This is a genomic window from Paraburkholderia sp. CNPSo 3281, assembly GCF_024206515.1.
GTDB lineage: Bacteria > Pseudomonadota > Gammaproteobacteria > Burkholderiales > Burkholderiaceae > Paraburkholderia > Paraburkholderia nodosa.
The window spans coordinates 1-26,412 of the sequence record NZ_JAMBPS010000075.1 but is presented as its reverse complement, the minus strand read 5'-3'; the positions used below and the strand labels follow the sequence as shown (position 1 = coordinate 26,412).

The following is a 26,412-nucleotide window of genomic DNA, read 5'->3' as shown; positions in this document are numbered from 1 at the left end:
GAGTAGAATCAAGAAACCCTGGTCGGGCAGATCTTTTCCTGATATGATTGGGAGTGAATTGAGATCTTTGCCTGTTTTGTTGCCGTGTTCGTTACTGTTGGCGGCCGCAAACCGGCGGTCAGGTGTGTTGCAGCAAGGTCGACCTGATCGCGTTCCGCTGTGAACCCCCTACTTCTCTTTTCCGGCCTCCGTGGCCGCCTTGCCTCTCGTTTAGCCCCAGCGTGGCGAACGACCGGAGGGCCGGCGCGTGAGCGGCTTTGACGCTCGCGCCTTTGAACCGTATTAAGCGATTTGAGTTAGGAAATACATGACGACGATTCTTCTGAAGGAAAACGAGCCGTTTGAAGTGGCGATTCGCCGCTTCCGCCGCGCAATCGAAAAGAACGGCCTGATCGCCGAGCTGCGTGAGCGTCAAGCTTACGAAAAGCCGACGGCAGTTCGCAAGCGCAAGAAGGCAGCTGCTGTGAAGCGCCTGCACAAGCGCCTGCGCAGCCAGATGCTGCCGAAGAAGCTCCACTAAGCTTTTTCGCTTTTCGGTGTTCCGCCAGACGGCGGCGCATGCTTCGCAAGAAGCTGCGCCGCCGTTTGCGTTTGTGCGTGTTTGTGCGTGTTTGTGCGTAGAACCTACGCGCTGGCCAATATCAGGCGGCGTCCCTTAGCTGTTCGGGTGACAAGCCGAACTGGGCGGCAATCGAATAGAGGCGCTCGCGCCATTCCCATACGCCAAACACGTCGTGCACGTTCTGCAGGCAACTCAGCAGATTGATCGTAGCGGGGTCGTAAATGTTGATATGGGCCCGCAGCAGCGCCTTTTTCAGCGCGGCAACGCCCACGTCCATATAGAGCGGCACGTCGTTCGTCTCACGGCCGATGTAGCGCACGGGAATGCCTTCCATGGCGCTCATATAGTCGCGCGGCCGGATGAAGCTGCCGACCGGGCAACCGCCGTAGCTCTGCGCACCGCCAGAGCCGCCACCACAGCCACCGCCCCGGTAGGCGCCGCCGCCGCGTGGAAGAAGTGCCGCGCGCCCCTGGCCAAAGAGATGGGCCACCGCGCGGTCGAAGATCTCCTGATGACTCAGGAAGTGGACGTTTTTCATTTCAACCCCCTGTTGCCCAGGTGCCGGGCACAGGTTAATTCCCTTCTAATGCGGCGCCGTCGGCCTTCCAGCCGGCATCACTACCCGTTCCCCTGACGCGCTTGCATTCACTTCCCGTTATAACGGCACGCCAGTGGAAAACCGTGGGGCGGCGCACCGTAGTGATCAAAAAGTGGGTTGGCCGGCGCCGGGCGCAATCGCTCTGGCGTGTCACAAAGCCATGCGGGACAAAGGTTTGCTAGGCGCGTCCCGCCCCGCTCGGGACTTTCCCGAGTTGCGTGAGTTTCGCTGCGCTCAGGCGCGGCGCTTCTTTTTGCCAAGCGCTGCGCAAGCCTCGCGACACATGCAGTCGCGCTCATGGTCGTTGACCATGCCGACAGCCTGCATGAACGCGTAACAGATCGTCGTGCCGACGAATTTGCAGCCGTATTTCTTGAGCGCCTTGCTAAGGGCGTCCGAGACCTCGGTGGAGGCCGGCGCGTCGCGATACGAGGCCAGGTCGTTCTGGACGGGCGTGTCGTCCACGAACGACCAGACGAATTTCGCGAGCGAGCCGTGTTCCGCCTGAATTTGCTGCACGGCGTGGGCGTTGGCGATGGCGGCCTCGATCTTGGCGCGATTGCGCACGATCGAGGTGTCCTGCATGAGCGTTTCGACGTGCCTGGGCGTAAAGCGCGCAACCTTCGCGATGTCGAAGTTGGCGAAGGCGCGGCGATAGCCTTCGCGCTTGTTGAGTATCGTGGACCACGAGAGTCCTGCCTGCGCGCCTTCGAGCACGATCATTTCGAACAGATGCTGGTCGTCCCGCGACGGCACGCCCCACTCCTCGTCGTGGTATTGCACATACTGCGGCGACGCGCCAGCCGATACCCAGTTGCAGCGGTGTGTCACGGTAAGTTCTCCTTGCGAGGCGACGTTCGAGCCACGCAAGCATAGCGGATCGGTGCCGCGCGGCCACCCTGGCCGGATGGCCGATTGTGCGAACCCTGGGAAGCCGTTAGTCTCTGCGGCACGACAAAAATTTTGGCTTTCGAACCGAACTGACAGGCGCGCGAGGCGCGGCGGACATCATGCAGAAATACACCTGGTTGATTGGCGTGGACGGCGGCGGCACGGGCACGCGCATCGCGCTCGGCGACACCAGCGGCGTCGAACTCTCGCGAGCGGCCGCGGGGCCGTCGGGGCTCGGACTCGGTATCGAACGCGCCTGGCAATCGATCGAGGAAGGCTGCCGCGCGGCGTTTGCGCAGGCGGGGCTCGCGTTCGACTGGACGCAATGCGTGCTCGGCTGCGGGCTCGCGGGCGTGAACAACCCCGACTGGCTGGCGCCGTTTCTCGCAGCCGCACCCCCGGTGGCCGGACTCGCGGTGGAAAGCGACGCCTACACGACGCTGCTGGGCGCGCACGGCGGCGCGCCAGGTGTGGTGGTCGCCCTGGGCACGGGCAGCATCGCGGCGGTGCTCGACGAGGGCGGCCAGTGTCGCATTGCGGGCGGTTTCGGCTTTCCCTCGGGAGACGAAGCGAGTGGCGCGTGGTTCGGCCTGCGCGCGATCGTCTGGGCGCAGCAGGCGCTCGATGCACGCGTGCCCATGGACGACTTCGCACGGGCCCTGCTCGCACACGCGCGGGCCACCGATCGTGACAGTCTCATCGTGTGGCAGTGCGCGGCCAACCAGACGGCCTATGCCAGCCTCGCGCCGGTCGTCCTCGCGCATCGCGAACATCCGTTCGTCGCCAGGCTGCTCGCCGAAGCCGGCGTGGAAATCGCGAAACTCATCACCGCGCTCGATCCTTCGGGCAAGCTGCCGGCGGCGCTCTCGGGCGGCCTTGGGCAGCCGCTGCGCGAATGGGTGCCGCAAGCGGTGCGCGATCGCCTGCGCGCGCCGCTCGCCGATTCCACGTCCGGTGCGCTTCGGCTCGCGCAGATGGAAGCCCGGCGGCTGGCAAGCGCTGCCGCGGACCACTGAATGGCGGGCGAGAAGGGGCGCGAACGTAGGTCAAGGGCATAGCCGTGCCGCAGATGCTACGATTCAACGTTTCCCGCTAGCTGTCTGATCACCATGTACAAGGTCATTGCAACCGATCTCGACGGAACGCTGCTCAATAGCGACCATCAGGTCGATCCGTTCACGGTTGCCACGCTGGGCGCGCTCGATGCACAGGGGATGCCGTTCGTGATCGCGACCGGCCGCCACTATTGCGACGTGGCCGGCATTCGCGACGTGCTAGGCATCCGCCCGTATCTCACTACTGCGAACGGGGCGCGCGTGCACGCGCCCGACGACACGCTGATCCACGCGAGCAATCTGAGTGCGCCCATGGTCGAACGTCTCGTCGCTACCGAAACGGTGGGCGAGCACGGTCGTGTGATCGTGAGCCTCTATACCGATGACGCCTGGCTCATCGACCGCGATGCGCCCGAACTGCTCGCGTATCACCAGGACTCGGGCTTCGAGTACCGCGTGGCGGATCTGCGCGATTACGCAGGCGCAGGCATCGCCAAGGCGCTCTATATTGGCGATCCGGCTGATCTCGCACACGTCGCGCAGAATCTCGCACGCGAGTTCGGCGACGCGCTCTATGTCACCTACTCCCTGCCGGATTGTCTCGAAGTCATGGTGGCCGGCGTTTCGAAAGGCCGCGCGCTGCGCGTCGTGCTCGAGCGGCTCGGCGTGGACGCCGCGGGTTGCGTCGCGTTCGGCGACAACATGAACGATATCGATCTGCTCGAAACGGCGGGTCATCCGTTCATGATGAACAACGCCAACCCCGATCTCATCAAGCGGCTGCCTCGGGTGCCGCGCATCGGCAACAACTTCGAAGCCGGTGTCGCGCATCATCTTCGCAAACTGTTCGCGCTCAACGACGAACTCGCGTCGTAATTCACGCGGGCGCTAGCGCCGTCGCCGCCGCGATTCCGCTCGAACGGTTACTGCGTGGCGGGCAGTTGTGCGCACGGGCAGTCGTCCGTGCGTGCGTCGAGCCCTTCGCGCTCATGCGAGAAATGCGCGAGCGCGGCGGCGCCGCTCCAGTCGATGCGCACCACATAGATGCTGTCGAAGTCCGCGCTCTCCCAGCGCGGCACATCGTTCGCGCTGCCGCCGTGCGCGGCGACGATGCGGCGCACGAGCGTCTCGATTTCCCGATGTTCCCACGCAACGAGCACGGTGCGGCCGCGCCACTGCGGATCGACGAGCGCGCTTTGCAGCGCGTCGATCTTCGAATAGCCATACGGCGTCTGGACCGGCATGCCGAACTGGATCGCGGTCGGCTCGATCGTCGCGAGCGGGCGCACGTAGTAGTAGGAATGCCCGCTGTCTTCCTTTTGCTCGCTGGGGTCGGGCGCATAGATGGCATCGGGCTTGCCGTACTTGGCCGCGATCACGGCCGGCAGCGCAAGCGCGCGGTTCAGCCCCTTGCAGTTGAGCTGGCCGAATCCTTCTGGGGGCTTTTCGCCATGCCTCACGAAGATGAGCGTTTCGACGTTGCGTGCGGTTGCCGCGCTACTCGTATTCGTCTGTGCGGTCTCGCCGGCGTTAGCGGGTCCGTTGGCATGCGGCAGCGGCGCGCACGCGCATAGCAGTGCGCCAAGCGCTGCGGCGAGCGTCGGGGCGATCCGGATCGGCCGGGGGCGTGAGCACTTCATGCTGGGCGTGATGTTCGAGGTCGCAAGACAATGGGAAGGTCGCCCGATTCTAGCAGCGCGGCCACCACGGGCCCGGCCAGCCGCGCAGCCGGAGCCCCCTGGCGCCGGTAAGACGAACGGGCGTCGGCGCGAGCGACACGCCCACGAACCCGATACCGAGTCCGTGAACCGGGCCTGCGAAGCTGGCCGCGAGCACGGCGCTGCCGCAGCCGCCCAGAACGAGCCAGAAAGTGCCGATCAGTTCGGCAATGAGTCGCCTCAATAAGTGCATTGCGTGACACCTCGAAAAGTCGATTCTAGAAGGGGCCGCGTAAAGCACCGGCACCGGGAAATGCCAGATTCCAGGCAGTCGCACTTTTCGGTGCTGTCAAGGATTGTCAATTCCGACGTAATTCATCGAATTATTGCGTTCGATGTGCACGCAATTGCGCCCGAGCCACTCGGTCGTTAAATCGAAGAATAGCGTGAAAAAGCAGTATTAATAGCGATTGCGAATTCCGTTATTTGCGTCTAATCTCCGATCGAGCCGGTTTCAAGAGCAAAGAAGGGGGAATAGAAATGTCGCAATATACGGAAATCAAGGCGCAGATCGCAAAACTCCAGGCTCAGGCCGAAGAGGCGCGGCGCACGGAGATCGCGGACGTCATCGCCACGATCAGGGAAAAGATCGCCGAGTACGGCCTTTCCGCCCAGGACCTGGGCTTTGCCGAGGCCGCGCGCCGCGGGCGTCCGCCGAAAAAGGCGCCGCTGCCCGCGCGCTATCAGGACCCCAAGTCCGGCGCGACCTGGAGCGGGCGCGGCAAGCCGCCCAAGTGGATCGCGGGCAAGAATCGCGAACGCTACCTGATCGCCTGACGCATGCCGCCGGGGAACAGCCCGGCCGCCATACCGGCGCAACCGCAAATGCAATAAAAGAGCCGCATGATTCATGCGGCTCTTTTTGTGCGTCATCTGTAATGAACGCGTAATGGCGCTATTCGACGACTCGCAAACGATTCACGCCGTACATTCGTCTGGATTTATCGCGAAACCTGGAATGCTTCGCACTCAGCCGGCGGCGACACGACGCAGTACCGGACGCTGTGCGGCTTCGATGAGCGCCGTATAAGTGTCGACATAATTGCCGGCCATGATGTGCGACGTGAATCGGTGTTCGAACTGGTTGCGAATTGCCACGCGCGAAAGCGAATCGATATTCTGAAGCGCGGCCACGGCGCCTTGTACGTCCTCGACGACGTGGCCCGTCACGCCCGGGTCGATCACTTCCGGCACCGAACCGCGGTTGAACGCGATCACCGGCGTGCCGCACGCCATCGCCTCGATCATCACGAGGCCGAACGGCTCGGACCAGTCAATCGGGAACAGCAGCGCCTTCGCGCCCGAAAGGAACGCGGGCTTCTGCTCTTCGTTGATCTCGCCGACGAACTCCACGTGCGCCTGCGAAAGCAGTGGCTCGATCTCGGTCTTGAAGTAGTCCTGGTCGACCTTGTCGACCTTGGCGGCGATCTTCAGCGGCAGGCCGGAGAGCGCGGCGATCCTGATCGCCGTGTCCACGCGCTTTTCCGGGCAGATCCGGCCGAGGAACGCGAGGTACTCGGGCTTGCGGTCGGCCTGCGGCGTGAGCAGGTTCTTTGGCAGTCCGTGGTAGATCGTGTTCTGCCACGCAGCCTGCGGCAACGGCTGGCGCTGCGAGTCCGAAATCGAGATCACCGGTGCGTTCGGGAACTGCTCGAATACCGGTTGCAGCTCCGGCAGGTCGAGGCGGCCGTGGAGCGTCGTGACGAACGGCGTGTCCATAGTCGTGAAAAGCGGGAACGGCAGATAGTCGAGGTGGAAGTGCAGCACGTCGAACTCGTGCGCGACGCGCCGCACGTGCTCGAGCAGCACCATGTGCGGGGCTAGCGCGTCGCGGATCGTCGGGTCCAGACGCAGTGCGCGCGGCCAGGCGGCTTCGAGGTTTGCCGAGGTGACCGAATCGCCGCTGGCGAACAGCGTCACGTCGTGGCCGAGATCGACCAGCGCTTCGGTCAGGTAGGACACGACGCGCTCGGTGCCGCCATAGAGCTTGGGCGGAACGGCTTCATAAAGTGGCGCAATTTGTGCGATTCGCATTGTTCGATCTCCTGGGCAAAAAGCCGCGTGTGCAACGAACCTGTGATGCGGCACTGCGGCGGTACAACGGTATCGGGTTATCCCTGAGACCGATTATGGCCATTTCGCGGCCCGATACACGCGGTTTTGCAAACGCTTAATGTTGTTACAGCGGGATACAGCAGGTGTAAGAGGCCATTGCAAAGCGTGACGTGGCCTGGGCGCGCATTGCGCAAACCGCGTGCCCAGGCGTCCGAACAAGGGTCAAAAGACGTTGGCGCGTGGGTCGCGAATAGGGCCGGTAGCACGCACGCGTGACGCATCCATGAAAAAGCCTATAATCAGTCGAGAATTTCGCGGCTTATGCGCATGACATGACGCGCCCCGCCTCCCGCCGCTGCTCCCGCCTCATTGTCAGAAAAATTCCTACACGTTAGCGATCGCTTTTCTCGCAACGCGTCGCGGCATCCGTCCGATTTCCATTTGTTCCCGCCCCAGCCACAATGCACCCACGACCATAAACAGGCCGTTCGGATGCATTCGGGTTGCATCTGGGCGAGCAAACGTTTTCCGCAGGCGGTCTGACCAGCCGCCGCGATTTGATTCGGGGGAATCCATGAGCGCGACGACGCACAGCGACATGCTCAATGAGATCAAGGAAGTGAACCTGTCGTACCTGTTGCTCGCGCAACGTCTTTTGCGCGAGGACAAGCCGACGGGCATGTTCCGCATGGGCATCTCCGAGCAGTCTGCCGAGGTGCTTGCCAATCTCTCTTTCGCGCAGACCGTGCGCCTTGCCGCATCGAACCAGCTGCTTTGCCGCTTCCGGTTCGATGACCACGCCATCCTGAGCGCGCTCGCCGACAAGGGCAAAACCGCGCTGACCCACTCGGCGATCATCATGGCGGGCCAGGACGTCGAGCAGATCGGCTGAACCGCTTCGCCCCGCGCCGCAGCGCGCGGCCGCGCATTGCCCCCTTGCTGCCCGCGAACGGCGGCAGGGGCCAGGCGCATTCCTTTGCGGCTTCCAACGGGTGTCTATGGCGACAAAGAGTGTGGTGCAGGAGGTAAAGGAGATCGCGCTTGCGATCGAGTTGATCGAGCTGGGCGCGCGTCTGCAACTGCTCGAAGCGGAGACCTCGCTCTCGCGCGACCGGCTCATCCGGCTTTACAAGGAAGTGAAGGGCGAGTCGCCGCCCAAGGGCATGCTGCCGTTTTCGACCGACTGGTTCATGACCTGGCAGCCCAACGTCCATTCCTCGCTGTTCTACAACACGTTCATGTTCATGAGCCGCCACGCGCGCTGCGAGCCGATCCACGCGATCGTGAAGAGCTACCGGCTTTATCTCGAGCACCTGCGGCTGCACGACGAAACGCCCGCGCTGAGCCTCACGCGCGCCTGGACGCTCGTGCGCTATTTCGCCTCGGGCCTCTTGCAGATGACGCCGTGCAGCCGCTGCGGCGGCCGCTACGTGGCGCACGCGCACGACCCGCAACGCGGCTTCGTCTGCGGGCTGTGCCAGCCGCCCTCGCGGGCGGGGCGCACACGGCGCAACGCGCTTGCGTCGCAGATCGCCGCTTGAGGCAGATCCACGCGCTTTGATGCGGTCTGACGCGGCTCGGTGCCGTCCATGCAGGCCCGGGACTCCGGATAAACCCGGGCCGCCCCGGCGCAAAGGCCGCGCAGCCCCACCGGACGGCGCCTGCCGCAGCAAGCCTGCATCCTCACACGCGACTGCAGGCACGCACCGCAACCCCTTCCCGTGCGGCTTTGTGAACCGGCCCCAGATTCATCCGTCATGCCGATGTCAAGCAGACGGCAGACGCCCGGCCGGCTTACGATCCGCGCCCACTCAAACCCAAAGTTTTTCGCGCCGTTGCCGTAAACCCAGCTAAGGGCGCGGGCCGACGGCGGTTCGCGGCGCATTTCTAGTGAGGACCCGGCAGTGCTGATTATCGTTGGAACCCTCTTGACGATCCTTTGCGTCTTCGGCGGCTACGCACTCGAGGGCGGCCATCTGGGCGCGCTCATGCAGCCGATGGAGCTGCTCATGATCGGTGGTGCTGGCGTCGGCGCGTTCATCCTCGGCAACGGCATCAAGACCATCAAGGCCACCTTGCGCGTGCTTCCCACGCTGTTCAAGGGCGCCAAATACAACAAGGACGTGTACATGGAGCTGCTCGCGCTGCTCTATGTCCTGCTCGCGAAGGCGCGAAAGGAAGGCACGCTCACGCTCGAAGCGGATATCGACGATCCGCAGAAGAGCCCGATCTTCACGCAGTATCCGAAGATCCTGGCCGACCACCACATCGTCGAATTCCTCACCGACTACCTGCGTCTCATGGTGGGCGGCAACATGAACGCCTTCGAGATCGAAAGCCTGATGGACGAGGAAATCGAAACGCACCACGCCGAAGGTGAGGCGCCCGCTCACGCGCTCGCGAAGGTGGGCGACGCGATGCCGGCGTTCGGTATCGTCGCGGCGGTGATGGGCGTGGTTCACACCATGGCGTCCGCCGACAAGCCGCCTGCGGTCCTCGGCGAGATGATCGCCCAGGCGCTGGTCGGCACCTTCCTCGGCATTCTGCTTTCGTACGGCCTGATCGGCCCGCTCTCGAGCCTCGCGGAGCAGCGCGTGACCGAGTCGACCAAGATGTTCCAGTGCATCAAGGTGACGATCCTCGCGAGCCTGAACGGCTACGCGCCGGCCATTGCCGTGGAGTTCGGCCGCAAGGTGCTGTTCTCGACCGAGCGTCCGTCGTTCACGGAACTCGAAGAGCACGTGCGCCGCGTGAAGGCGAAGTAAGGACCGGCTCATGAGCAACAACAAGGACCGCGCAATCGTTGTCAAGCGCGCCGCGCCGAAGAAGGCCGGTCATCATGGCGGCGCGTGGAAGCTCGCCTACGCGGACTTCATGACCGCGATGATGGCGTTCTTCCTGCTGATGTGGCTGCTGTCGTCGGCGTCGACGGTGCAGTTGCGCGGCATTGCCGACTACTTCAACCAGCCGCTGAAGATCACGCTCTGGGGCGGAGACCGCAGCGCCGAAGACTCGAGCATCCTGAAGGGCGGCGGCCGTGACATCTCGTCGCAGGACCAGGGCATCACGCGCCGCAGCGACGGCGCGAACGAGCACTCGGAGCGCAACCAGGCGAAGCACAACGACGACGACGCGACGAAGCAGCTCGAAGGTTCGCTCGAACGCAAGGAGCAGGTGCGCCTGCACGACCTGCAGGTGAAGCTGATGGCCGCGATCGAGGCGAACCCGGTGCTGCGCCAGTTCAAGCAGCAGATCCGCATCGACTCCACGCTGCAGGGCCTGCGCATCGAGATCGTCGACTCGCAGAAGCGCCCGATGTTCGCAACGGCGCGCGACGTGGTCGAGCCGTACATGCGCGACATCCTGCAGGCGATCGGCAAGACGCTCAACGACGTGCCCAACCGCATCGTCGTGCAAGGCCACACCGATGCCGTGCCCTACGCCGGCGGCGAGAAGGGCTATAGCAATTGGGAGCTTTCCGCAGACCGCGCGAATGCTTCGCGCCGCGAGCTGATCGCGGGCGGCATGGACGAATCGAAGGTGTTGCGCGTGCTCGGTCTCGCTTCCACGCAGAACCTGAACAAGGCCGATCCGCTCGACCCGGAGAACCGCCGCATCAGCATCATCGTATTGAACAAGAAGTCCGAAGACGCGCTCATGCACGACGACTCGACCACCACCACGCTCTCCGACGACGCAGCGGGTTCGGGCAAGAGCCTGCCCGCGCTCACGCCGGACGCCGTGCCGGGCAAGGCGGCGCCGGCCCCGGTGGCGATCGCGCCGAAGGTGGCAACCACGGTGGCGCCGGCGGTGCCGGTGGTTGCCCCCGCCGTCGCGCCGGCAGCGCAATGACAACGAGGAACGGATGATCAGGAACATTCTGGCGATCGATGATTCGGTGTCCATGCGGGAGATCCTGCGTGCGGCGCTTGGCTCGGCAGGCTACGAAGTGACGGTGGCGGGCGACGGCGAAGAAGGGCTCGAGCATGCGCTCGCCCAGCGCTTCGATCTCGTGCTCACCGACCTTTACATGCCGCGCATGGGCGGGCTCGACCTGATCAAGCAGTTGAGGGCGAATCCTTCGTACTTCGAAACGCCCATCCTCGTGCTGACCACGGAATCGGACGAAGGCTTCAAGGCAGCCGTGCGCGACGCAGGTGCGACCGGCTGGATCGAAAAACCGGTGGACCCCGAGCTGCTCGTCGATCTGGCGAGCGCGCTCGGCGAGGCCCACCCTTGAGGTGCCGCGCGGCGAACGACCAGGCACCCCCCAGGCAATTAACGCGGTGAAAGAGCAATGACTCTCGACATCACTCAGTTTTATCAGACGTTTTTCGACGAGGCGGACGAGCTGCTCGCGCAGATGGAGCAGCTTCTCCTGAACCTGAACGTCGGTCGCCCGGATCCCGAGGATCTGGCGGCGATCTTCCGCGCGGCGCACTCGATCAAGGGTGGCGCGGCGACGTTCGGCTTCACGGCCTTGACCGAGACGACCCACATTCTCGAATCGCTGCTCGACCGTGCTCGCAACAACGAGCTGGTGCTGCGCAAGGACATGATCGACACGTTCCTCGAAACGAAGGACGTGCTTTCCGACCAGCTCGGCGCCTACCGCGCGAGCGCCGAGCCCGACGCGCAAGCGGCGCACGCCGTGCGCACGAAGCTCGAGCGCCTCTATGCGGAAAGCCGCGGCGTACCGGCGTCCGCGCCTGAACCCGCACCGGCCCCGGCCCCCGCGCCCGCGCCGGCCCCGCAGGCGAGCGCCGGCGATTCGGAGGAAGATCTCGAAGCCGCGTTCGAAATGCACAGCACGCTGGCGGCGGCAGGCTCGGGTGCGCCCGAGCACGTCGTGAGCGAGGCGATCGATGCGGCAGCCGCGGCGCCCGCTGCCGGCGCTGCGGCCGCAGCGGAAGGTCCGCACCTGCGCGTCACGCTGCGCGCCGTCGACGCGAAGGACCAGGAGCTGCTCGTCGAAGAGCTCGGCAACCTCGGCCGCATTCTCGGTCAGGTGAAGACCGGCGACGACCTCACGCTGTGGCTCGAAACCGATGTGACCGCCGACGACATCATCGCGGTGTGCTGCTTCGTGATCGACGAGAAACAGATTTCGATCGGCCGGGGCGCCGCGCCGCAGGGCGACGCGCAACCGGCTGCGGCCGCAGCGCCTGCGGCTGCACCGGCACCGGCACCGGCGGCACCGGTGGCCGCGGCCCCTGCGGCGAGGGCCGTGATCGCGGCCCCGCCGCCCGCTGCGCAAGCCGAACACGAAATGCCGCGCCCGCCCGCGAGCGCGCCCGCGCCCGCGCAAGCCGAAGGCGAGCGCAAGGCGCGTCCGGCCGCCGCCGCGAATTCGGCGGAAGGCAGCTCGATTCGCGTGGGCGTCGAAAAGGTCGACCAGCTGATCAACCTCGTGGGCGAACTCGTCATTACGCAGGCCATGCTGGCGGAAACCACCAGCACGTTCGACCCGGCGCTGCACGACCGCCTCTACAACGGCATGGCGCAGCTCGAGCGCAACGCGCGCGACCTGCAGGAAGCGGTGATGTCGATCCGCATGATGCCGATGGACTACGTCTTCAGCCGCTTTCCGCGCCTCGTGCGCGACCTCGCGGCGAAGCTCGGGAAGGAAGTCGAGCTTGTCACCTTCGGTCAGGCGACCGAACTCGACAAGAGCCTCATCGAGCGCATCATCGACCCGCTCACCCACCTCGTGCGCAACTCGCTCGACCACGGCATCGAAACCGTGGAAGCGCGCCGCGCCGCGGGCAAGGACGCCACGGGCCAGCTCGTGCTGTCCGCCGCGCACCACGGCGGCAACATCGTGATCGAGGTGAGCGACGACGGCGCTGGCCTGCGCCGCGACAAGATTCTCGCCAAGGCGATCAAGCAGGGCATGCAGGTGAGCGACAGCATGTCCGACGACGAGGTCTGGAACCTCATCTTCCTGCCGGGCTTCTCGACCGCCGAGCAGGTGACCGACGTGTCGGGCCGCGGCGTAGGCATGGACGTGGTCAAGCGCAACATCCAGGCGATGGGCGGCCACGTGGAAATCACCTCGCACGCGGGCAAGGGCAGCACCACGCGCATCGTGCTGCCGCTCACGCTGGCGATACTCGACGGCATGTCGGTGAAGGTGGGCAGCGAGATCTTCATCCTGCCGCTGAACTTCGTGATGGAGTCCCTGCAGCCGCGCCACGAAGACATCTACACGGTCACCAACGGCGACCGCGTGGTGCGCGTGCGCGGCGAGTATCTCCCGCTCGTGGCGCTGCACCGGGCATTCAACGTCGAAGGCGCGCGCACGGACCCGACGCAGGGCATCGTCACGATCATGGAAACCGAGGGCCGTCGCTTCGCCATGCTGATCGACGAGCTGGTCGGCCAGCAGCAGGTCGTGGTGAAGAACCTCGAAACGAACTACCGCAAGGTGCACGGCATTTCGGCGGCGACCATTCTCGGCGACGGCAGCGTCGCGCTGATCGTCGACGTGGCCGCGCTCAATCGCGAGACGCGCGCCACGCATGGCGTGAGCGCCAGCGCAAATTCGGGTGCGTTCGCCGAATTCGCGTAATCGTTATGAAGTCCGGACGCACTCAACCAATCATCTCCCAACCGTTCAGGGGCTAACGTGGCAGAAGTCCAATCGATTCAAGGCAACGGCGCGCACGGCGCGATTGCCGGCGCGCAACGCCGCGACGCGCTGCAGGCCGACGCGGGCGGCCAGGAATTCCTCGTCTTCACCCTCGGCGCGGAAGAGTACGGCATCGACATCCTGAAGGTGCAGGAAATCCGCGGCTACGACAGCGTGACGCGCATCGCGAACGCGCCCGACTTCATCAAGGGCGTGATCAACCTTCGCGGCATCATCGTGCCGATCGTCGACATGCGCATCAAGTTCCATCTGGGCCGCGTCGAGTACGACCACCAGACGGTCGTCATCATCCTGAACGTCGCGCATCGCGTGGTCGGCATGGTGGTGGACGGCGTCTCGGACGTGCTCACGCTGCAGATGGAGCAGATCATGCCCGCGCCCGAATTCGGCGCGACGCTCACGACCGAGTACCTCACGGGCCTCGGCACCGTCGAAGGCCGCATGCTGATCCTGATGGACATCGAAAAACTGATGACGAGCCGCGAAATGGCTCTGATCGAGGCGCTGGTCTAACGCGCCGAGAGTTAAACCGGGGGGCCGCGAGGCCAGCGTGAGAGAGAGCGGATAAGCCGCCGTCAAGAAGCGGCAAGCCGCCTTCGTTTTCGCGCGCGCTTCGTACAGGGTCCCGGGCGTCGCCGCGTCTTGCTGGCCGCAGCTGGCCGCCCGCGCCCGCCCCGATTCGCACAGCACAGGAGCAAACGAGATGCTGCAAAGATGGTCGATCCGCACGACGCTCACGGGCGTTGGGGTCATTCTGGTCGCGCTGACCGTGCTGGTCGGCGCACTCGGGCTCGTCGCGCTCGGGCGTGCGAGCGACGCATTCACCGAGATCGTGCGAGGCGATCTCGTGGCGATGCATGCGCTGAACGACGCGTCGTCGTATCTGCTGCGCACGCGCGTCGCGATCGACCGCGCCAGCGCGCTCACGGCAGCGGGCCAGGCCGACGATGCGAAGAAGGTGATCGATCGCGCCCAGGAATTGCTCGGCAAATCCAACGAAGCCTGGCAGGCCTTCCAGAACGCGCCGAAGAGCGGCCTCGACGCCGCCACGCTCGACGCGCTCGCGGCCAAACGCGCCACGCTCATGCAGGACGGCGTGCAGCCCGAATTCGCGGCCCTGCGCGCGAACGATCAACCGGCCTATCACGCCATCGCCGACACGAAGATCAGCCCGATGTTCGTCGACTACGACAACGTCGCCGGGCCGCTCGCGCAGGCGCTGGAAGACAGCGCACAGGCGCGCGAGGTCGGCGCGCACGACAAGATCGCCGTCATGCGCATCGCGATCGGCGTGGTGATCGCCGTGGCGCTCGTGCTCGTGGTGGCGATCCGCTTCGCCATGCGCGGCCTCATCGTGCAGCCGCTCGAGGACGCGGTGACGTGCTTCGAGCGCATCGCCCACGGCGATCTCTCGCAGCCGGTCACGGTCTATAGCGACAACGAGATCGGGCGTCTGTTCAGCGGCATCAAGCGCATGCAGGAAAGCCTCGTCACGCTGGTGAGCGCGGTGCATACGGGCGCAAGCTCGATCGACGTCGGCGCACGCGAGATCGCCATGGGCAACACCGATCTCTCGCAGCGCACCGAGCAGCAGGCCGCTTCGCTGCAGGAAACGGCATCGAGCATGGAGCAGCTCACCGGCACCGTGCGCCAGAACGCCGAGAACGCGCGCCAGGCGAGCCAGCTGGCCGTGAACGCCTCCGACATCGCGACGCGCGGCGGCGAGGTGGTGGGTGAAGTCGTGAACACGATGCAGGGCATCGCGGTGAGTTCGGCGAAGGTCGTGGACATCATCAGCGTGATCGAAGGCATCGCGTTCCAGACCAACATTCTCGCGCTCAACGCGGCCGTGGAAGCGGCGCGCGCGGGCGAGCAGGGCCGCGGCTTCGCGGTGGTGGCGGGCGAAGTGCGCAGCCTCGCGCAGCGCAGCGCCAGCGCGGCGAAGGAAATCAAGGAACTCATCAACGACTCGGCCGAGAAAGTGCAAAGCGGCTCGCAGCTCGTGGGCCGCGCAGGCACGACGATGGAAGAAATCCTTCAGGCCGTGCGTCGCGTGACCGACATCATGGGTGAGATCAGCGCGGCGTCCGAGGAGCAGTCGGGCGGCATCGAGCAGGTCAACCGCGCCGTCACGCAGATGGACACCGTCACGCAGCAGAACGCGGCGCTGGTGGAGCAGGCGGCCGCTGCGGCGGCATCGCTCGAGGAGCAGACGCGCCAGCTGCAGAACGTGCTCGGCACGTGGACGACGGGCGGCGAGCCAGTGCGCAGCGTGGGTGCAAGTCCGGCGCGTGCGACGCCGGCGGCGCCGGTTGCCGCGAAACGCACGACGCCGTCTTCGGCTTCGGCGGGGACGAAGGCCGCGACGGCGTCAGTCGCAACGGCGGCGGCACCGGCGGACACCGCGAAGCCAACGGCCAGGCCCGCGGCACAACCGGCAGCGCAGTCGGCAAACAAGGTGTCGGCAAAGCCGGCAGCGAAACCGGCCGCGCCTGCGCGCGCCGAGACGTACGCGAGTACGGCGGCATCCGCTTCGGGCGATTCGGACTGGGAAACGTTCTGATCGAACGCGGCATGGAAGAGTAGTGAAGTACTGAACACGACGAGCAACTGCAATGCACATGAGCGCTACACAACGGCAAGACCTGCCGCGCCGGGCCCCACGGCCCGCGCGCGCTGCGCAGGCCGCCCATGCGCCGCACGCATTGCAACCGGGCAGGCGCGGCGCGCAGCAGTCCTGCGCCGCGGTATCCCATGCAGTGGGCGGCGCGCAATGCGAAGGAGCATCAGCATGAAAGCGCTGCGAAATACGCGCCAGGACGCCGGCGAGCCGGGCGGTTCGGGCGTCGAGAGCAACCGCGATTTCGATTTCACCTCGGCGGACTTCGAGCGCATTCGCGCGCTCATTCACCGCCGCGCGGGCATCTCGCTCTCGGACCACAAGCGCGACATGGCGTACAGCCGGCTGGCCCGGCGCCTGCGCACGCTCGGCCTCGACAGTTTTCGCGAGTACCTCGACCAGCTCGAAGCGCGCAACGACACGGCCGAGTGGGAAGCGTTCACGAACGCGCTCACCACGAACCTCACGGCGTTTTTCCGCGAGGCGCATCACTTCCCGATCCTCGCGGATTTCGCGAAGCGCCGCGGTTCGCCGGGTTCCCAGCCGGTTTCGGTGTGGTGTTCGGCGGCTTCCACCGGTGAAGAGCCGTACTCGATCGCGATGACGCTCGTCGAAGCGCTTGGAGACCGCGCCGCGCGCGAGGCGCGCGTGCTCGCCACCGACCTCGACACCCAGGTGCTCGCCAAGGCCGACGCGGGCGTCTACTCGTTCGACCAGGTCAAGCACCTGTCGCCGGAGCGTCTGAAGCGCTTCTTCTTCAAGGGCACCGGCTCGCACTCGGGGCTCGTGAAGGTGCGCCCGGAGCTGCGCGCGATGATCAAGTTCGAGCAGCTCAATCTCACCGACGCGGACTATGGTTTGCGCACGACGTTCGACGCGATCTTCTGCCGCAACGTGATGATCTATTTCGACAAGCCGACCCAGGCGCAGGTCCTCACGCGCTTCGAGCCGCTCATGAAGCCGGACGGCCTGCTGTTCGCGGGCCATTCGGAGAATTTCACCTACGTCACGCAGGCGTTCCGTCTGCGCGGCCAGACGGTGTACGAACTCACGCGCGGCGCCGCGGCCAGTGCCGCGCCGCGCCGCGCGAACGACGCAATCGGAGTGCCCGCATGAGCGCCAGCCTCCCGATCGCGACGAACCGCTATTTCGATACGCATTTCCAGCGCCCCGGCGTGAAGCTGCTGCCCAACGAGTTCTACACGACGGGCGAGGACATGGTGCTCGTCACCGTGCTCGGCTCGTGCGTCGCGGCCTGCATTCAGGATCGCACCGCCGGCATCGGCGGCATGAACCACTTCATGCTCCCCGACGACGGCGCGGACTCCGCCCACGCGCTCACCGGCGCCTCCGACGCGATGCGCTACGGCGCCTACGCGATGGAAGTGCTCATCAACGAGCTGATCAAGGCGGGTGGCCGGCGTGAGCGCTTCGAGGCCAAGGTGTTCGGCGGCGCGGCGGTGCTCGCGGGCATGACGACGATGAACATCGGCGACCGCAATGCCGTGTTCGTGCGTCGTTATCTCGCGACCGAGAACATCCGCATCGTGGCCGAGGACCTGCAAGGCTCGCATCCGCGCAAGGTGGCGTTCCTGCCGCGCACGGGCCAGGTGATGGTCAAGAAGCTGCGTCTCTCGCAGGACACGAGCGTGGCCGAGCGCGAGCGGCAGCTCGCCGCGCAAACCCCCGAAGCGCGCGCCGAACGGCTCGCGCGGGCGCGGGCGCGCGTCGAGCTGTTCGGCGTCGGCGGCGCCGGGCGCGCGGGTCCGGGCGCCACGGCGCCGGCTCATGTTGCAAATGCGGCGGCGAACGCGGCGGCCAATGCGGCAGCTCATACGCCCCAGATTTCCCAATCCCAGCCGCAGGGCGCGCGCCCTCGCATTGAGCTGTTCGGCTCGAGCGTGTCGTCCGCGCTGCGCGCATCCGGTCAAGACAACGCCAGGACAGTAGAGGAGGCGTGAACGCTGTGCAAAAAATCAAGGTACTCTGCGTCGACGATTCGGCGCTGATTCGCAGTCTGATGACGGAAATCATCAACAGTCAGCCCGATATGACGGTCGTCGCCACCGCGCCGGATCCGCTCGTCGCGCGCGAGCTGATCAAGCAGCACAACCCCGACGTGCTCACGCTCGACGTGGAAATGCCGCGCATGGACGGCCTCGACTTCCTCGAGAAGTTGATGCGCCTGCGGCCCATGCCGGTCGTGATGGTGTCGTCGCTCACCGAGCGCGGCAACGAAATCACGCTGCGCGCGCTGGAACTGGGCGCCGTCGACTTCGTGACGAAGCCGAAGGTCGGCATTCGCGACGGCATGCTCGAATATTCGGAAAAGCTCGCCGACAAGGTGCGCGCCGCCGCCCGCGCCCGCGTGCGTGCGCACCATGCTCCGTCTGCTGCGCCCGCCGGCGCGGCAGCGCACGCGCACGGCCACGCCGCTGCGCTCGCCGCGAGCCCGGCGCCGATGATCAACAACCCGCTCGTCTCGACCGAGAAGCTCGTGATCGTCGGCGCGTCGACGGGCGGCACCGAGGCGATCCGCGAGGTGCTGCAGCCGCTGCCGCCCGACGCGCCCGCGGTGCTGATCGCGCAACACATGCCGCCCGGTTTCACGAAGTCGTTCGCACAGCGCCTGAACGGGCTGTGCCGCATCACCGTCAAGGAAGCGGAGCACGGCGAACGTGTACTGCCCGGCCACGCCTACATCGCGCCGGGCCACGCACACCTCTTGCTCGCACGCAGTGGCGCCAACTACATCGCGCATCTGTCCGACGACCCGCCGGTCAACCGGCACCGTCCGTCGGTCGATGTGCTGTTTCGTTCGGCGGCGCTGCACGCGGGCAAGAACGCCATCGGCGTGATTCTCACGGGCATGGGCCGCGACGGCGCAGCCGGGCTGCTCGAAATGCGCCAGGCCGGTGCGTACACGCTCGCGCAGGACGAGGCGAGCTGCATCGTGTTCGGCATGCCGCGCGAAGCCATTGCCATGGGCGGCGCCGACGAGATCGCCTCGCTCTCAGACATGAGCCGGCGCGTGATGACCCGACTCGCCTCGATGGGCGACCGGGTTCAGCGCGTCTAATAAATTGCCGATATAGAGAGATCATGCGGGCCGCAAACGCTTGCACGATCGCTCGCGATTAATTTATCTGGATAGGCCGTGCGCTTCTCTGGATAATTGCCCGGGTTTTCGCCTGGAGGAATGGAACGTGATGGATAAGGGAATGAAGATTCTGGTGGTGGACGATTTTCCGACGATGCGCCGGATTGTCCGCAACCTGCTCAAGGAACTGGGCTACTCGAACGTCGACGAAGCCGAAGACGGTGCAGCGGGCCTTGCCCGCCTGCGCGGCGGCAGCTACGAGTTCGTGATCTCCGACTGGAACATGCCGAACCTCGACGGTCTCGCCATGCTCAAGGAGATCCGCGCCGACGCGAACCTGACGCATCTGCCAGTGCTGATGGTGACGGCCGAGTCGAAGAAGGAGAACATCATCGCCGCGGCGCAGGCTGGCGCGAGCGGCTATGTGGTGAAGCCGTTCACGGCTGCCACGCTCGACGAGAAGCTCAACAAGATTCTCGAGAAGATGGCCAAGACGGGGAGCTGACGTGAACGAGCCCATCAGTGAGCAGTCCGGCGCTCATTGCGGTGAGTGGCCGGAAGGCGAGGGCGTCGAGCCGCTCCCGCAGCCTCCCGAGTTCGACTTCGCGCCGCCCGCCGCGGGCGAGGCCGGCGAACTGGCGACGGACCGCATCCTCGCCCGCATCGGACATCTGACGCGCAGCCTGCGCGACTCGATGCGCGAACTCGGCCTCGACAAGCATGTGGAGCGCGCCGCCGAGGCGGTTCCCGACGCGCGCGACCGGCTGCGCTATGTCGCGAACATGACCGAGCGGGCCGCCGAGCGCGTGCTGACCGCGATCGACATCGCCAAGCCGCTGCAGGAAACGCTCGAACGCGACGCGAAGGAACTGACGAGCCGCTGGGCGACCTGGTACGACGCGCCGATCGGCCGCGAGGAAGTGCGCCAGCTGATGGACGACACGCGCGCCTTTGTGGATGGCGTGCCGCAAGCCACCGCGGCGACCAACCAGCAGTTGCTCGAGATCATGCTCGCTCAGGACTTCCAGGACCTGACGGGCCAGGTGATCAAGAAGATCATGGACGTGGTCTATCTGATCGAGCAGCAGTTGCTCACCGTGCTGGTCGAGAACATCGCGCCGGAGCGGCGTGAGCAGTTCGCGGCAACGGCGGCGGCGCTCGCGGAGACCCAGAGCAGCACGGGCAGTCCCGAAGGCCTGCTCAACGGGCCGCAGATCAATCCGGAAGGCAAGACCGACGTCGTGCAGGACCAGGCGCAGGTCGACGATCTGCTCGCAAGTCTCGGGTTCTGACCCTTAACATGCAGCTAACCGTTCGGTTAGCTGCCGCATGTAGTCCAAGGCGGGCATACTAGTGCTCATGCCTTCGTGCCCCATCGCGGCGAGCGTCGCGGTGGGGCACGAAGCATAGCCAGCCGTTGCCCGTCCTGCTGTGTCCCGCCGCAACGTTCCTGCGCGGCCCCGACAGCGTATGGTGCAACGCGCCATCGCAAGAGGGAGGGACGCCTTGTATCCATACCCATCGTTCTGTGGCAAGGCGGCGCGCTCGTTCGCACGCCGCGCCGCATCCGGCTGCGCACCCGGCGCGGTGCTCCTTGGTTCACTGCTTTGCGCGCTGCTCGCGGCGCCTGCGGCTCACGCGGCGCTCGGCGGCGCGCCCATGTCCACGCCGGCGGGCGCGAGCGTCAGCACCCTGAGCGCCGCTTCGGCGGCAGCCGCGGCCGGCAACGCCTCGGCCGTTGCGCGCGCAGCGGTACAAGGCGCGGCTTCTGGCGCTTCCTCGACTCCCGCCTACACCGTTCAGCAGACCACGCTGGCCAACGGCACCGTCGTGCGCGAGTACCTCACGCAGGCCGGCACCGTATTCGGCGTGGCCTGGGACGGCACGCAGATGCCCAATCTCGCCACGCTGCTGGGCAGCTACTTTCCCCAATACACGGCCGGCGTGAAGGCGAGCCACGCCGCCGGTCGCGTGCGCGGGCCGGGCGTGGTCGAAAATTCGAACGTCGTCGTGCATTCGGGCGGCCACATGGGCGCCTTCTCCGGGCAGGCGTGGCTGCCGCAGGCGCTGCCTGCGGGCGTCAGCGCCTCCGATATCCAGTGACGAGCGGAGGCCGAACGTGCTGACTTCACGCCATTCGCGCAGCTTGTGGCTGCGCCCTTTCCGGTTCCTTTCGGGCGTCGCGCTCGTTGCCCTGGTTTCGCTCGTCGCCGCCTGCGGAGGCGGGGGCGGCAGCAGCGGTAGCAGTAGCAGCAGCTCGAGCGGCAGCAATGGCGGCAGCGGCTCAGCGGTTTCCAGTCCCACACAGCAACCCACTGCGGCTACCGCCGCGAACACCGTGGGCGTCGTCGTGAACCGCGGATTGACCGGCACGTTGCCCAACATTCCCACCGTCAGCGTGACGATCTGCGTCGCCGGCACGAGCACCTGCGAGACCGTCGACAACGTTCAGGTGGATACGGCCTCGTTCGGGCTGCGCCTGCTCGCGTCGGCGCTGCCGAACCTGCTGGGCTCGCTGCCCACCGCCACGGCCAACGGCGGCACGCTCGCCGAATGCACGGCCTTCGCCGACGGTTACACGTGGGGCACCGTGCGTCCTGCCGACGTCAAGATCGGCGGCGAGACGGCCTCCAATATTCCGATCCAGGTGATCGGCGACCTGGGCTCGGTGCCGACGGCGTGCTCGGGCTTTGGCAACGCGCAGAACACGGTGCAGGACCTTGGTGCGAACGGGATTCTCGGTATCGGCGTTGCGCCTTATGACAACATCGGCACTTACTACTCCTGCCCTGGCAACACGAACTGCGCCGCCGCAACGGTCACGCAAACCCAGCTGGTGGCCAACCCCGTGCCCAAATTCGGCACGGACGGCAACGGCGTGATCCTCGAGATGGCGCCCGTGTCCGATAGCGGCGCGCCCAGCGCGACGGGCACGCTCGTGTTCGGCATCGGCACGCAGTCGAACAACGCGATGACGGCCTCGCAAAGCTTCAACACGGATTCGTGGGGCAGGCTCAGCTCCACGTTCAACGGTCGCACGCTCCAGACCTTCCTCGATTCGGGTTCGAATGCGATCTTCTTCGTCGACAGCGCCCTGCCGCAATGCGGCGGCAATCTCGGCACGTTCTACTGCCCAACGTCGACGCAGTCCTTCAGCGCGGCGCTCGTTTCCAATAACAGCGCAACGACCGGCACGGCGACCTTCAATGTCGCGAACGGGAACGCATTGCTCGGCAGCGGCGCGAACTATGCGGCCAACAACCTGGCAGGGCAGTTCGGCTCGGCGGCGGCGCTCGACCTGGGGTTGTCGTTCTTCTACGGCCGCTACGTCTACTACGGCATGGACATGAGCGCGTCCGGGGGCAAGGCGCCCTACGTCGCGTTCTGAAATTGCAGGCGCTCCGGGGGCGTTTGCCGTGAAGTTTGCGGCCCGCGAGCGCGTGGCGCATCGCGCGCCGGCGTTCGCCGATGATGCCGCCCCGGTTCCATCGGCCGAAATACCCTGATTTCCCCGTCCTACTCCGTCAATCGCTGCTTGGCTCCGGCGGCAATAATCGCTGTCACTGAAAAAGGGCGCGCGCCAGCCGCGCAGCCGCGACGAGCGGCGCGTGCCCGCGACCGGAGCATGCGTGGCTGAGGACAGCGACCTCGAGAAAACCGAATCCGCCACTCCCAAGCGCCTCGAAAAGGCGCGGGAGGAGGGGCAGGTTCCGCGTTCCCGGGAGCTTTCCACGTTCGCGTTGCTCTCGGCGGGCTTCTTTGGCTCGTGGATGCTTTCGGGGACGATCGGCGCGCATCTGCAGGCCATGTTGCGCTCGGCGTTCACGTTCGGCCATGCCGACGCGTTCGAGACGCGGCGTATGCTGATCGGCGCGGGACTTTCCGCGCGCGAGGGGTTTCTCGCGGTCATACCGGTGCTCGCACTCACGGGCGTCGCGGCACTCGTCGCGCCCATGGCGCTCGGCGGCTGGCTGATATCGACGAAGCTGCTAGAGCCGAAATTCGAACGTCTGAACCCGATCACGGGCATTGGCCGCCTCTTTTCCGTGAACGGGTTGATCCAGCTCGGCATGTCGGCGGTGAAGACGGCCGTGGTCGGGCTGATCGGCGGCTCAGCGCTGTGGAACCATCGCGACGAAATCCTCGGGCTCGCGATGCAGCCCGCCCCGAGCGCTTTCGCCGACGGGATGCATCTGATCGCGGTGTGCTGCGGCATAACGGTCGCGGGCATGTTCTTCGTCGCAGCAATTGACGCGCCTTACCAGGTCTTTTCATATCACCGCCGGCTGCGCATGACCAAGGAAGAGGTGAAGCGCGAGCACCGCGAAAACGAGGGCGACCCGCACGTGAAGGGGCGCATTCGCCAGCAGCAGCGCGCCGCCGCCCGCCGCCGCATGATGACCCAGGTGCCCAAGGCCGACGTGGTCGTGACCAACCCGACGCACTTCGCCGTCGCGCTCAAGTACGCCGATGGCGAGATGCGTGCGCCGAAAGTCGTCGCGAAGGGCGTGAACCTCGTGGCCGCGCGCATCCGCGAGATCGCGGCCGAGAACAACGTGCCGCTGCTCGAAGCGCCGCCGCTCGCCCGCGCGCTCTATTACAACGTCGACCTCAACCGCGAAATTCCGGGACCGCTCTACGGCGCGGTCGCGCAGGTGCTCGCGTGGGTCTATCAGCTCAAGCGCTTTCGCGAACATGGCGGCGACGTGCCGATGGAGCCGACCGACCTCGACGTGCCACCCGAATTGGACAAGGGCGCGATGAGCGACGAAGACGAAGGCAGCGAAGCCGACGAAGCCCTCACGCCCGAGGAGCGCGCGGCCGCCGAGGCTGCCAGTCGCGCGAACGCGGCAAATTCCACGAACGCGGCGAACGCAAACAACGCATCGAACACCGCTGGCCGCGCCGATACAAATCCGGCGCGCGACGGCACTGAAGGAGCAACAGAATGAACGCCCGCACCGGTTTCCTCGCGCGGCGCCCGGAGATGCTGCAAAGCACGAATCTGCGCGCGCTGGCGGGACCGATCCTGATCTGCATGATCCTCGGCATGATGATCCTGCCGTTGCCGCCGTTCCTGCTGGATCTGCTGTTCACCTTCAACATCGCGCTTTCGGTGATGGTGCTGCTCGTCAGCATGTACACCATGAAGCCGCTCGACTTCGCGGCGTTCCCGAGCGTGCTGCTGTTCTCCACGCTCTTGCGGCTCTCGCTGAACGTGGCCTCCACGCGTATCGTGCTGCTCGAAGGCCATACCGGCCCGGGCGCCGCGGGCCAGGTGATCGAGTCGTTCGGCCACTTCCTCGTGGGCGGCAACTTCGCCGTGGGTATCGTGGTGTTCGTGATCCTCATGGTCATCAACTTCATGGTGATCACGAAGGGCGCGGGCCGTATCGCCGAAGTCTCCGCGCGCTTCACGCTCGACGCGATGCCCGGCAAGCAAATGGCGATCGACGCCGACCTGAACGCGGGCCTCATCAACGAAGACGCGGCCCGCAAGCGCCGCACCGAGATTGCCCAGGAAGCCGAGTTCTACGGCTCGATGGACGGTGCGAGCAAGTTCGTGCGGGGCGACGCCATCGCCGGCCTGCTGATCATGGTAATCAACATCGTGGGCGGCCTGATCGTGGGTGTCGTGCAGCACGGCATGCCGCTCGCCTCGGCGGGCGAGACCTACACGCTGCTCACCATCGGCGACGGCCTCGTCGCGCAGATTCCGTCGCTCGTCATCTCGACGGCGGCCGGCGTGATCGTCTCGCGCGTGGCGACCAACGAAGACATCGGCACGCAGCTGACCGGCCAGCTCTTCACGAACCCGCGCGTGCTCATGATCACGGGCACGATCATCGTCATGATGGGCGTGATTCCGGGCATGCCGCACTTTGCGTTTCTGCTGCTCGGCGGCGGCTCGATCCAGCTTGGCCGCACGTTGAAGAAGAACGCCGAGGCGAAGAAGGCGAGCGCCGTGATCGCGGACGCCGCGCCCGCCGCGCTTACGCCCGTCGAAAACACCGAGGCGACCTGGGACGACGTCGCGCTCATCGACACGCTCGGCCTCGAAGTGGGCTACCGCATCATTCCGCTCGTCGACAAGAATACCGACGGCGAGCTGCTCAAGCGCATCAAGAGCATCCGCAAGAAGTTCGCCCAGGAAATCGGCTTCTTGCCACCCGTCATCCATATTCGTGACAACCTGGAGCTGCGCCCGAACGCCTACCGCATTGCGTTGAAGGGCGTGGAAGTGGGCACGGGCGAGGCCTACCCGGGACAGTGGCTCGCGATCAACCCGGGCCAGGTGAGCGCGGTGCTGCCCGGCACGCCGACCACGGACCCGGCGTTCGGCCTGCCCGCCGTGTGGATCGATTCGAACGTGCGCGAGCAGGCGCAGGTGTTCGGCTACACGGTGGTCGATTCGAGCACGGTGGTGGCGACGCACCTGAATCACCTCGTCGTCATGCACGCGGCCGAGCTGCTCGGGCGCCGCGAAGTGCAGGCGCTGCTCGAGCGCGTGCAGAAGGACACGCCTTCGCTCGTGGACGACCTCGTGCCGAAGGTGCTGCCTGTCACGACGCTGCAGAAGGTGCTGCAGAACCTGCTGGAAGAAGGCGTGCCGATCCGCGACATGCGCACGATCATGGAATCGCTCGCGGAGCACACGCCGCGCATCACCGACGCACACGATCTGACCGCGGCGGTGCGCATCGCGCTCGGCCGCGCGATCACGCAGCAATGGTTCCCCGGTAACGCCGACATGCAGGTGATGGGCCTCGACGCGAACCTCGAGCGCGTGCTGTCGCAGACGCTCACCTCGGGCCCGAACCCCGGCCTCGAACCGGGGCTCGCGCATACGCTGCTCACGCAGACGGAGCAGGCGATGGGGCGTCAGCAGGCGCTGGGTCTCGCGCCGGTGATGCTCGTGCAGCATGCGCTGCGGCCCATGCTGTCACGCTTCCTGCGCCGCAGCCTGCCGCAGCTCAAGGTGCTGTCGTATGCCGAGGTGCCGGATACGCGCAACGTGAAGGTGGTGAACGTGATTGGGGCGCATTGATCGCGCTGCCGCGTCTGAATGAGAAGAAGCCCGCTTTTTGCGGGCTTCTTCGTTAGCCGAGCCGCGTGCGAACCTTCCCGCGCGCAATTTTTCCCCGCCCGCCTCCCCTCGCC

Annotated in this window: 24 protein-coding genes and 2 pseudogenes; 21 read left to right on the top strand and 5 right to left on the bottom strand. The window is 65.9% G+C overall.

The features are described 5' to 3' along the window. Positions 1 to 307: 307 nt before the first annotated feature. Positions 308 to 520 carry a 30S ribosomal protein S21 gene (gene rpsU / locus M3I56_RS36810; protein WP_004198205.1) on the top strand — a complete coding sequence of 71 codons (213 nt, stop codon included), beginning with the start codon at positions 308 to 310 and terminating at the stop codon, positions 518 to 520. 121 nt (positions 521 to 641) lie between these two features. Here the strand turns inward: rpsU and M3I56_RS36805 are convergent, their stop codons facing one another. Continuing rightward, positions 642 to 1,100, bottom strand: coding sequence for a hypothetical protein (locus M3I56_RS36805; protein ID WP_254358156.1), 459 nt, complete (start codon positions 1,098 to 1,100; stop codon positions 642 to 644). A 294-nt stretch (positions 1,101 to 1,394) separates the two neighbouring features. After that, positions 1,395 to 1,991, bottom strand: coding sequence for a DNA-3-methyladenine glycosylase I (locus tag M3I56_RS36800; RefSeq protein WP_254358155.1), 597 nt, complete (start codon positions 1,989 to 1,991; stop codon positions 1,395 to 1,397). A 179-nt stretch (positions 1,992 to 2,170) separates the two neighbouring features. Between M3I56_RS36800 and M3I56_RS36795 the strand changes: the two genes are divergently transcribed. Both M3I56_RS36795 and M3I56_RS36790 read left to right on the top strand, forming a co-directional pair. Beyond that, entirely contained in the window at positions 2,171 to 3,067 is an 897-nt protein-coding gene (locus M3I56_RS36795; protein WP_254358154.1) for a BadF/BadG/BcrA/BcrD ATPase family protein, read from the top strand. Positions 3,068 to 3,160: 93 nt separating this feature from the next. Continuing rightward, a complete protein-coding gene (locus M3I56_RS36790; protein ID WP_254358153.1) occupies positions 3,161 to 3,982 on the top strand; it encodes a Cof-type HAD-IIB family hydrolase in 822 nt (273 codons plus the stop codon). 47 nt (positions 3,983 to 4,029) lie between these two features. Here the strand turns inward: M3I56_RS36790 and M3I56_RS36785 are convergent, their stop codons facing one another. Both M3I56_RS36785 and M3I56_RS36780 read right to left on the bottom strand, forming a co-directional pair. Beyond that, complete coding sequence (locus tag M3I56_RS36785) at positions 4,030 to 4,746, bottom strand: histidine phosphatase family protein (RefSeq protein WP_254358152.1); 717 nt, start codon at positions 4,744 to 4,746, stop codon at positions 4,030 to 4,032. A 127-nt stretch (positions 4,747 to 4,873) separates the two neighbouring features. Further along, a pseudogene (locus M3I56_RS36780) lies at positions 4,874 to 5,017 on the bottom strand (aquaporin); the annotation flags it as partial. Between the two features lie 287 nt (positions 5,018 to 5,304). On the opposite strand from M3I56_RS36780, the gene M3I56_RS36775 reads away from it, so the two are divergent. Next, entirely contained in the window at positions 5,305 to 5,601 is a 297-nt protein-coding gene (locus M3I56_RS36775) for an H-NS family nucleoid-associated regulatory protein (RefSeq protein WP_028203342.1), read from the top strand. Between the two features lie 192 nt (positions 5,602 to 5,793). On the opposite strand, the gene M3I56_RS36770 is transcribed toward M3I56_RS36775, so the two are convergent. After that, complete coding sequence (locus M3I56_RS36770) at positions 5,794 to 6,858, bottom strand: glycosyltransferase family 4 protein (protein ID WP_254358151.1); 1,065 nt, start codon at positions 6,856 to 6,858, stop codon at positions 5,794 to 5,796. Positions 6,859 to 7,453: 595 nt separating this feature from the next. Between M3I56_RS36770 and flhD the strand changes: the two genes are divergently transcribed. The 17 genes and pseudogenes from flhD (at position 7,454) to flhA (ending at position 26,299) form a co-directional block, all read left to right on the top strand. Continuing rightward, on the top strand, positions 7,454 to 7,771 hold the full coding sequence (gene flhD, locus M3I56_RS36765; RefSeq protein ID WP_028203344.1) for a flagellar transcriptional regulator FlhD: 318 nt from the start codon (positions 7,454 to 7,456) through the stop codon (positions 7,769 to 7,771). Between the two features lie 106 nt (positions 7,772 to 7,877). Further along, positions 7,878 to 8,420 carry a flagellar transcriptional regulator FlhC gene (flhC, locus tag M3I56_RS36760; protein WP_254358150.1) on the top strand — a complete coding sequence of 181 codons (543 nt, stop codon included), beginning with the start codon at positions 7,878 to 7,880 and terminating at the stop codon, positions 8,418 to 8,420. 363 nt (positions 8,421 to 8,783) lie between these two features. Beyond that, on the top strand, positions 8,784 to 9,644 hold the full coding sequence (gene motA / locus M3I56_RS36755) for a flagellar motor stator protein MotA (RefSeq protein ID WP_028203346.1): 861 nt from the start codon (positions 8,784 to 8,786) through the stop codon (positions 9,642 to 9,644). 10 nt (positions 9,645 to 9,654) lie between these two features. Further along, complete coding sequence (motB, locus tag M3I56_RS36750; RefSeq protein WP_254358149.1) at positions 9,655 to 10,731, top strand: flagellar motor protein MotB; 1,077 nt, start codon at positions 9,655 to 9,657, stop codon at positions 10,729 to 10,731. Between the two features lie 13 nt (positions 10,732 to 10,744). Further along, positions 10,745 to 11,119, top strand: a complete 375-nt coding sequence (locus tag M3I56_RS36745; protein WP_028203347.1) for a response regulator — start codon at positions 10,745 to 10,747, stop codon at positions 11,117 to 11,119. Positions 11,120 to 11,176: 57 nt separating this feature from the next. After that, entirely contained in the window at positions 11,177 to 13,450 is a 2,274-nt protein-coding gene (gene cheA, locus M3I56_RS36740; protein ID WP_254358148.1) for a chemotaxis protein CheA, read from the top strand. 57 nt (positions 13,451 to 13,507) lie between these two features. Then, positions 13,508 to 14,044: a chemotaxis protein CheW gene (cheW, locus tag M3I56_RS36735; protein WP_028203349.1), complete on the top strand. Its 537-nt coding sequence runs from the start codon at positions 13,508 to 13,510 to the stop codon at positions 14,042 to 14,044. Between the two features lie 190 nt (positions 14,045 to 14,234). Further along, positions 14,235 to 16,094: a methyl-accepting chemotaxis protein gene (locus M3I56_RS36730; RefSeq protein WP_254358147.1), complete on the top strand. Its 1,860-nt coding sequence runs from the start codon at positions 14,235 to 14,237 to the stop codon at positions 16,092 to 16,094. 228 nt (positions 16,095 to 16,322) lie between these two features. Further along, positions 16,323 to 17,267: a CheR family methyltransferase gene (locus M3I56_RS36725; protein WP_254358146.1), complete on the top strand. Its 945-nt coding sequence runs from the start codon at positions 16,323 to 16,325 to the stop codon at positions 17,265 to 17,267. Then, the gene (cheD, locus tag M3I56_RS36720; RefSeq protein WP_254358145.1) at positions 17,264 to 18,112 is read left to right on the top strand and encodes a chemoreceptor glutamine deamidase CheD; all 849 of its coding nucleotides are present in this window, start codon (positions 17,264 to 17,266) and stop codon (positions 18,110 to 18,112) included. Before M3I56_RS36725 ends, cheD begins: the two co-directional genes overlap by 4 nt. Before the next feature lie 59 nt (positions 18,113 to 18,171). Continuing rightward, positions 18,172 to 19,230, top strand: a complete 1,059-nt coding sequence (locus M3I56_RS36715; protein WP_375541859.1) for a chemotaxis response regulator protein-glutamate methylesterase — start codon at positions 18,172 to 18,174, stop codon at positions 19,228 to 19,230. Between the two features lie 130 nt (positions 19,231 to 19,360). Then, a complete protein-coding gene (gene cheY / locus M3I56_RS36710; RefSeq protein WP_201699834.1) occupies positions 19,361 to 19,756 on the top strand; it encodes a chemotaxis response regulator CheY in 396 nt (131 codons plus the stop codon). Positions 19,757 to 19,886: 130 nt separating this feature from the next. After that, positions 19,887 to 20,543: a protein phosphatase CheZ gene (gene cheZ, locus M3I56_RS36705; RefSeq protein WP_254358159.1), complete on the top strand. Its 657-nt coding sequence runs from the start codon at positions 19,887 to 19,889 to the stop codon at positions 20,541 to 20,543. A 295-nt stretch (positions 20,544 to 20,838) separates the two neighbouring features. Further along, the gene (locus M3I56_RS36700; RefSeq protein WP_254358158.1) at positions 20,839 to 21,354 is read left to right on the top strand and encodes a DUF2844 domain-containing protein; all 516 of its coding nucleotides are present in this window, start codon (positions 20,839 to 20,841) and stop codon (positions 21,352 to 21,354) included. Between the two features lie 19 nt (positions 21,355 to 21,373). Next, complete coding sequence (locus M3I56_RS36695) at positions 21,374 to 22,639, top strand: DUF3443 domain-containing protein (protein WP_254358157.1); 1,266 nt, start codon at positions 21,374 to 21,376, stop codon at positions 22,637 to 22,639. 241 nt (positions 22,640 to 22,880) lie between these two features. Further along, positions 22,881 to 24,086, top strand: a pseudogene (flhB, locus tag M3I56_RS36690) (flagellar biosynthesis protein FlhB); the annotation flags it as partial. A gap of 113 nt (positions 24,087 to 24,199) precedes the next feature. Continuing rightward, a complete protein-coding gene (flhA, locus tag M3I56_RS36685) occupies positions 24,200 to 26,299 on the top strand; it encodes a flagellar biosynthesis protein FlhA (RefSeq protein WP_254358143.1) in 2,100 nt (699 codons plus the stop codon). Positions 26,300 to 26,412: the final 113 nt, after the last annotated feature.

Coding starts and splice junctions, on each gene's coding strand:
- flhD (WP_028203344.1), top strand. CDS start 7,454: ATGAGCGCGACGACGCACAGCGACATGCTCAATGAGATCAAGGAAGTG.
- rpsU (WP_004198205.1), top strand. CDS start 308: ATGACGACGATTCTTCTGAAGGAAAACGAGCCGTTTGAAGTGGCGATT.
- M3I56_RS36775 (WP_028203342.1), top strand. CDS start 5,305: ATGTCGCAATATACGGAAATCAAGGCGCAGATCGCAAAACTCCAGGCT.
- M3I56_RS36745 (WP_028203347.1), top strand. CDS start 10,745: ATGATCAGGAACATTCTGGCGATCGATGATTCGGTGTCCATGCGGGAG.
- flhA (WP_254358143.1), top strand. CDS start 24,200: ATGAACGCCCGCACCGGTTTCCTCGCGCGGCGCCCGGAGATGCTGCAA.
- M3I56_RS36785 (WP_254358152.1), bottom strand. CDS start 4,746: ATGAAGTGCTCACGCCCCCGGCCGATCCGGATCGCCCCGACGCTCGCC.
- M3I56_RS36730 (WP_254358147.1), top strand. CDS start 14,235: ATGCTGCAAAGATGGTCGATCCGCACGACGCTCACGGGCGTTGGGGTC.
- motB (WP_254358149.1), top strand. CDS start 9,655: ATGAGCAACAACAAGGACCGCGCAATCGTTGTCAAGCGCGCCGCGCCG.
- M3I56_RS36790 (WP_254358153.1), top strand. CDS start 3,161: ATGTACAAGGTCATTGCAACCGATCTCGACGGAACGCTGCTCAATAGC.
- M3I56_RS36715 (WP_375541859.1), top strand. CDS start 18,172: ATGACGGAAATCATCAACAGTCAGCCCGATATGACGGTCGTCGCCACC.
- cheD (WP_254358145.1), top strand. CDS start 17,264: ATGAGCGCCAGCCTCCCGATCGCGACGAACCGCTATTTCGATACGCAT.
- M3I56_RS36795 (WP_254358154.1), top strand. CDS start 2,171: ATGCAGAAATACACCTGGTTGATTGGCGTGGACGGCGGCGGCACGGGC.
- cheY (WP_201699834.1), top strand. CDS start 19,361: ATGGATAAGGGAATGAAGATTCTGGTGGTGGACGATTTTCCGACGATG.
- M3I56_RS36725 (WP_254358146.1), top strand. CDS start 16,323: ATGAAAGCGCTGCGAAATACGCGCCAGGACGCCGGCGAGCCGGGCGGT.
- M3I56_RS36770 (WP_254358151.1), bottom strand. CDS start 6,858: ATGCGAATCGCACAAATTGCGCCACTTTATGAAGCCGTTCCGCCCAAG.
- flhC (WP_254358150.1), top strand. CDS start 7,878: ATGGCGACAAAGAGTGTGGTGCAGGAGGTAAAGGAGATCGCGCTTGCG.
- cheA (WP_254358148.1), top strand. CDS start 11,177: ATGACTCTCGACATCACTCAGTTTTATCAGACGTTTTTCGACGAGGCG.
- M3I56_RS36805 (WP_254358156.1), bottom strand. CDS start 1,100: ATGAAAAACGTCCACTTCCTGAGTCATCAGGAGATCTTCGACCGCGCG.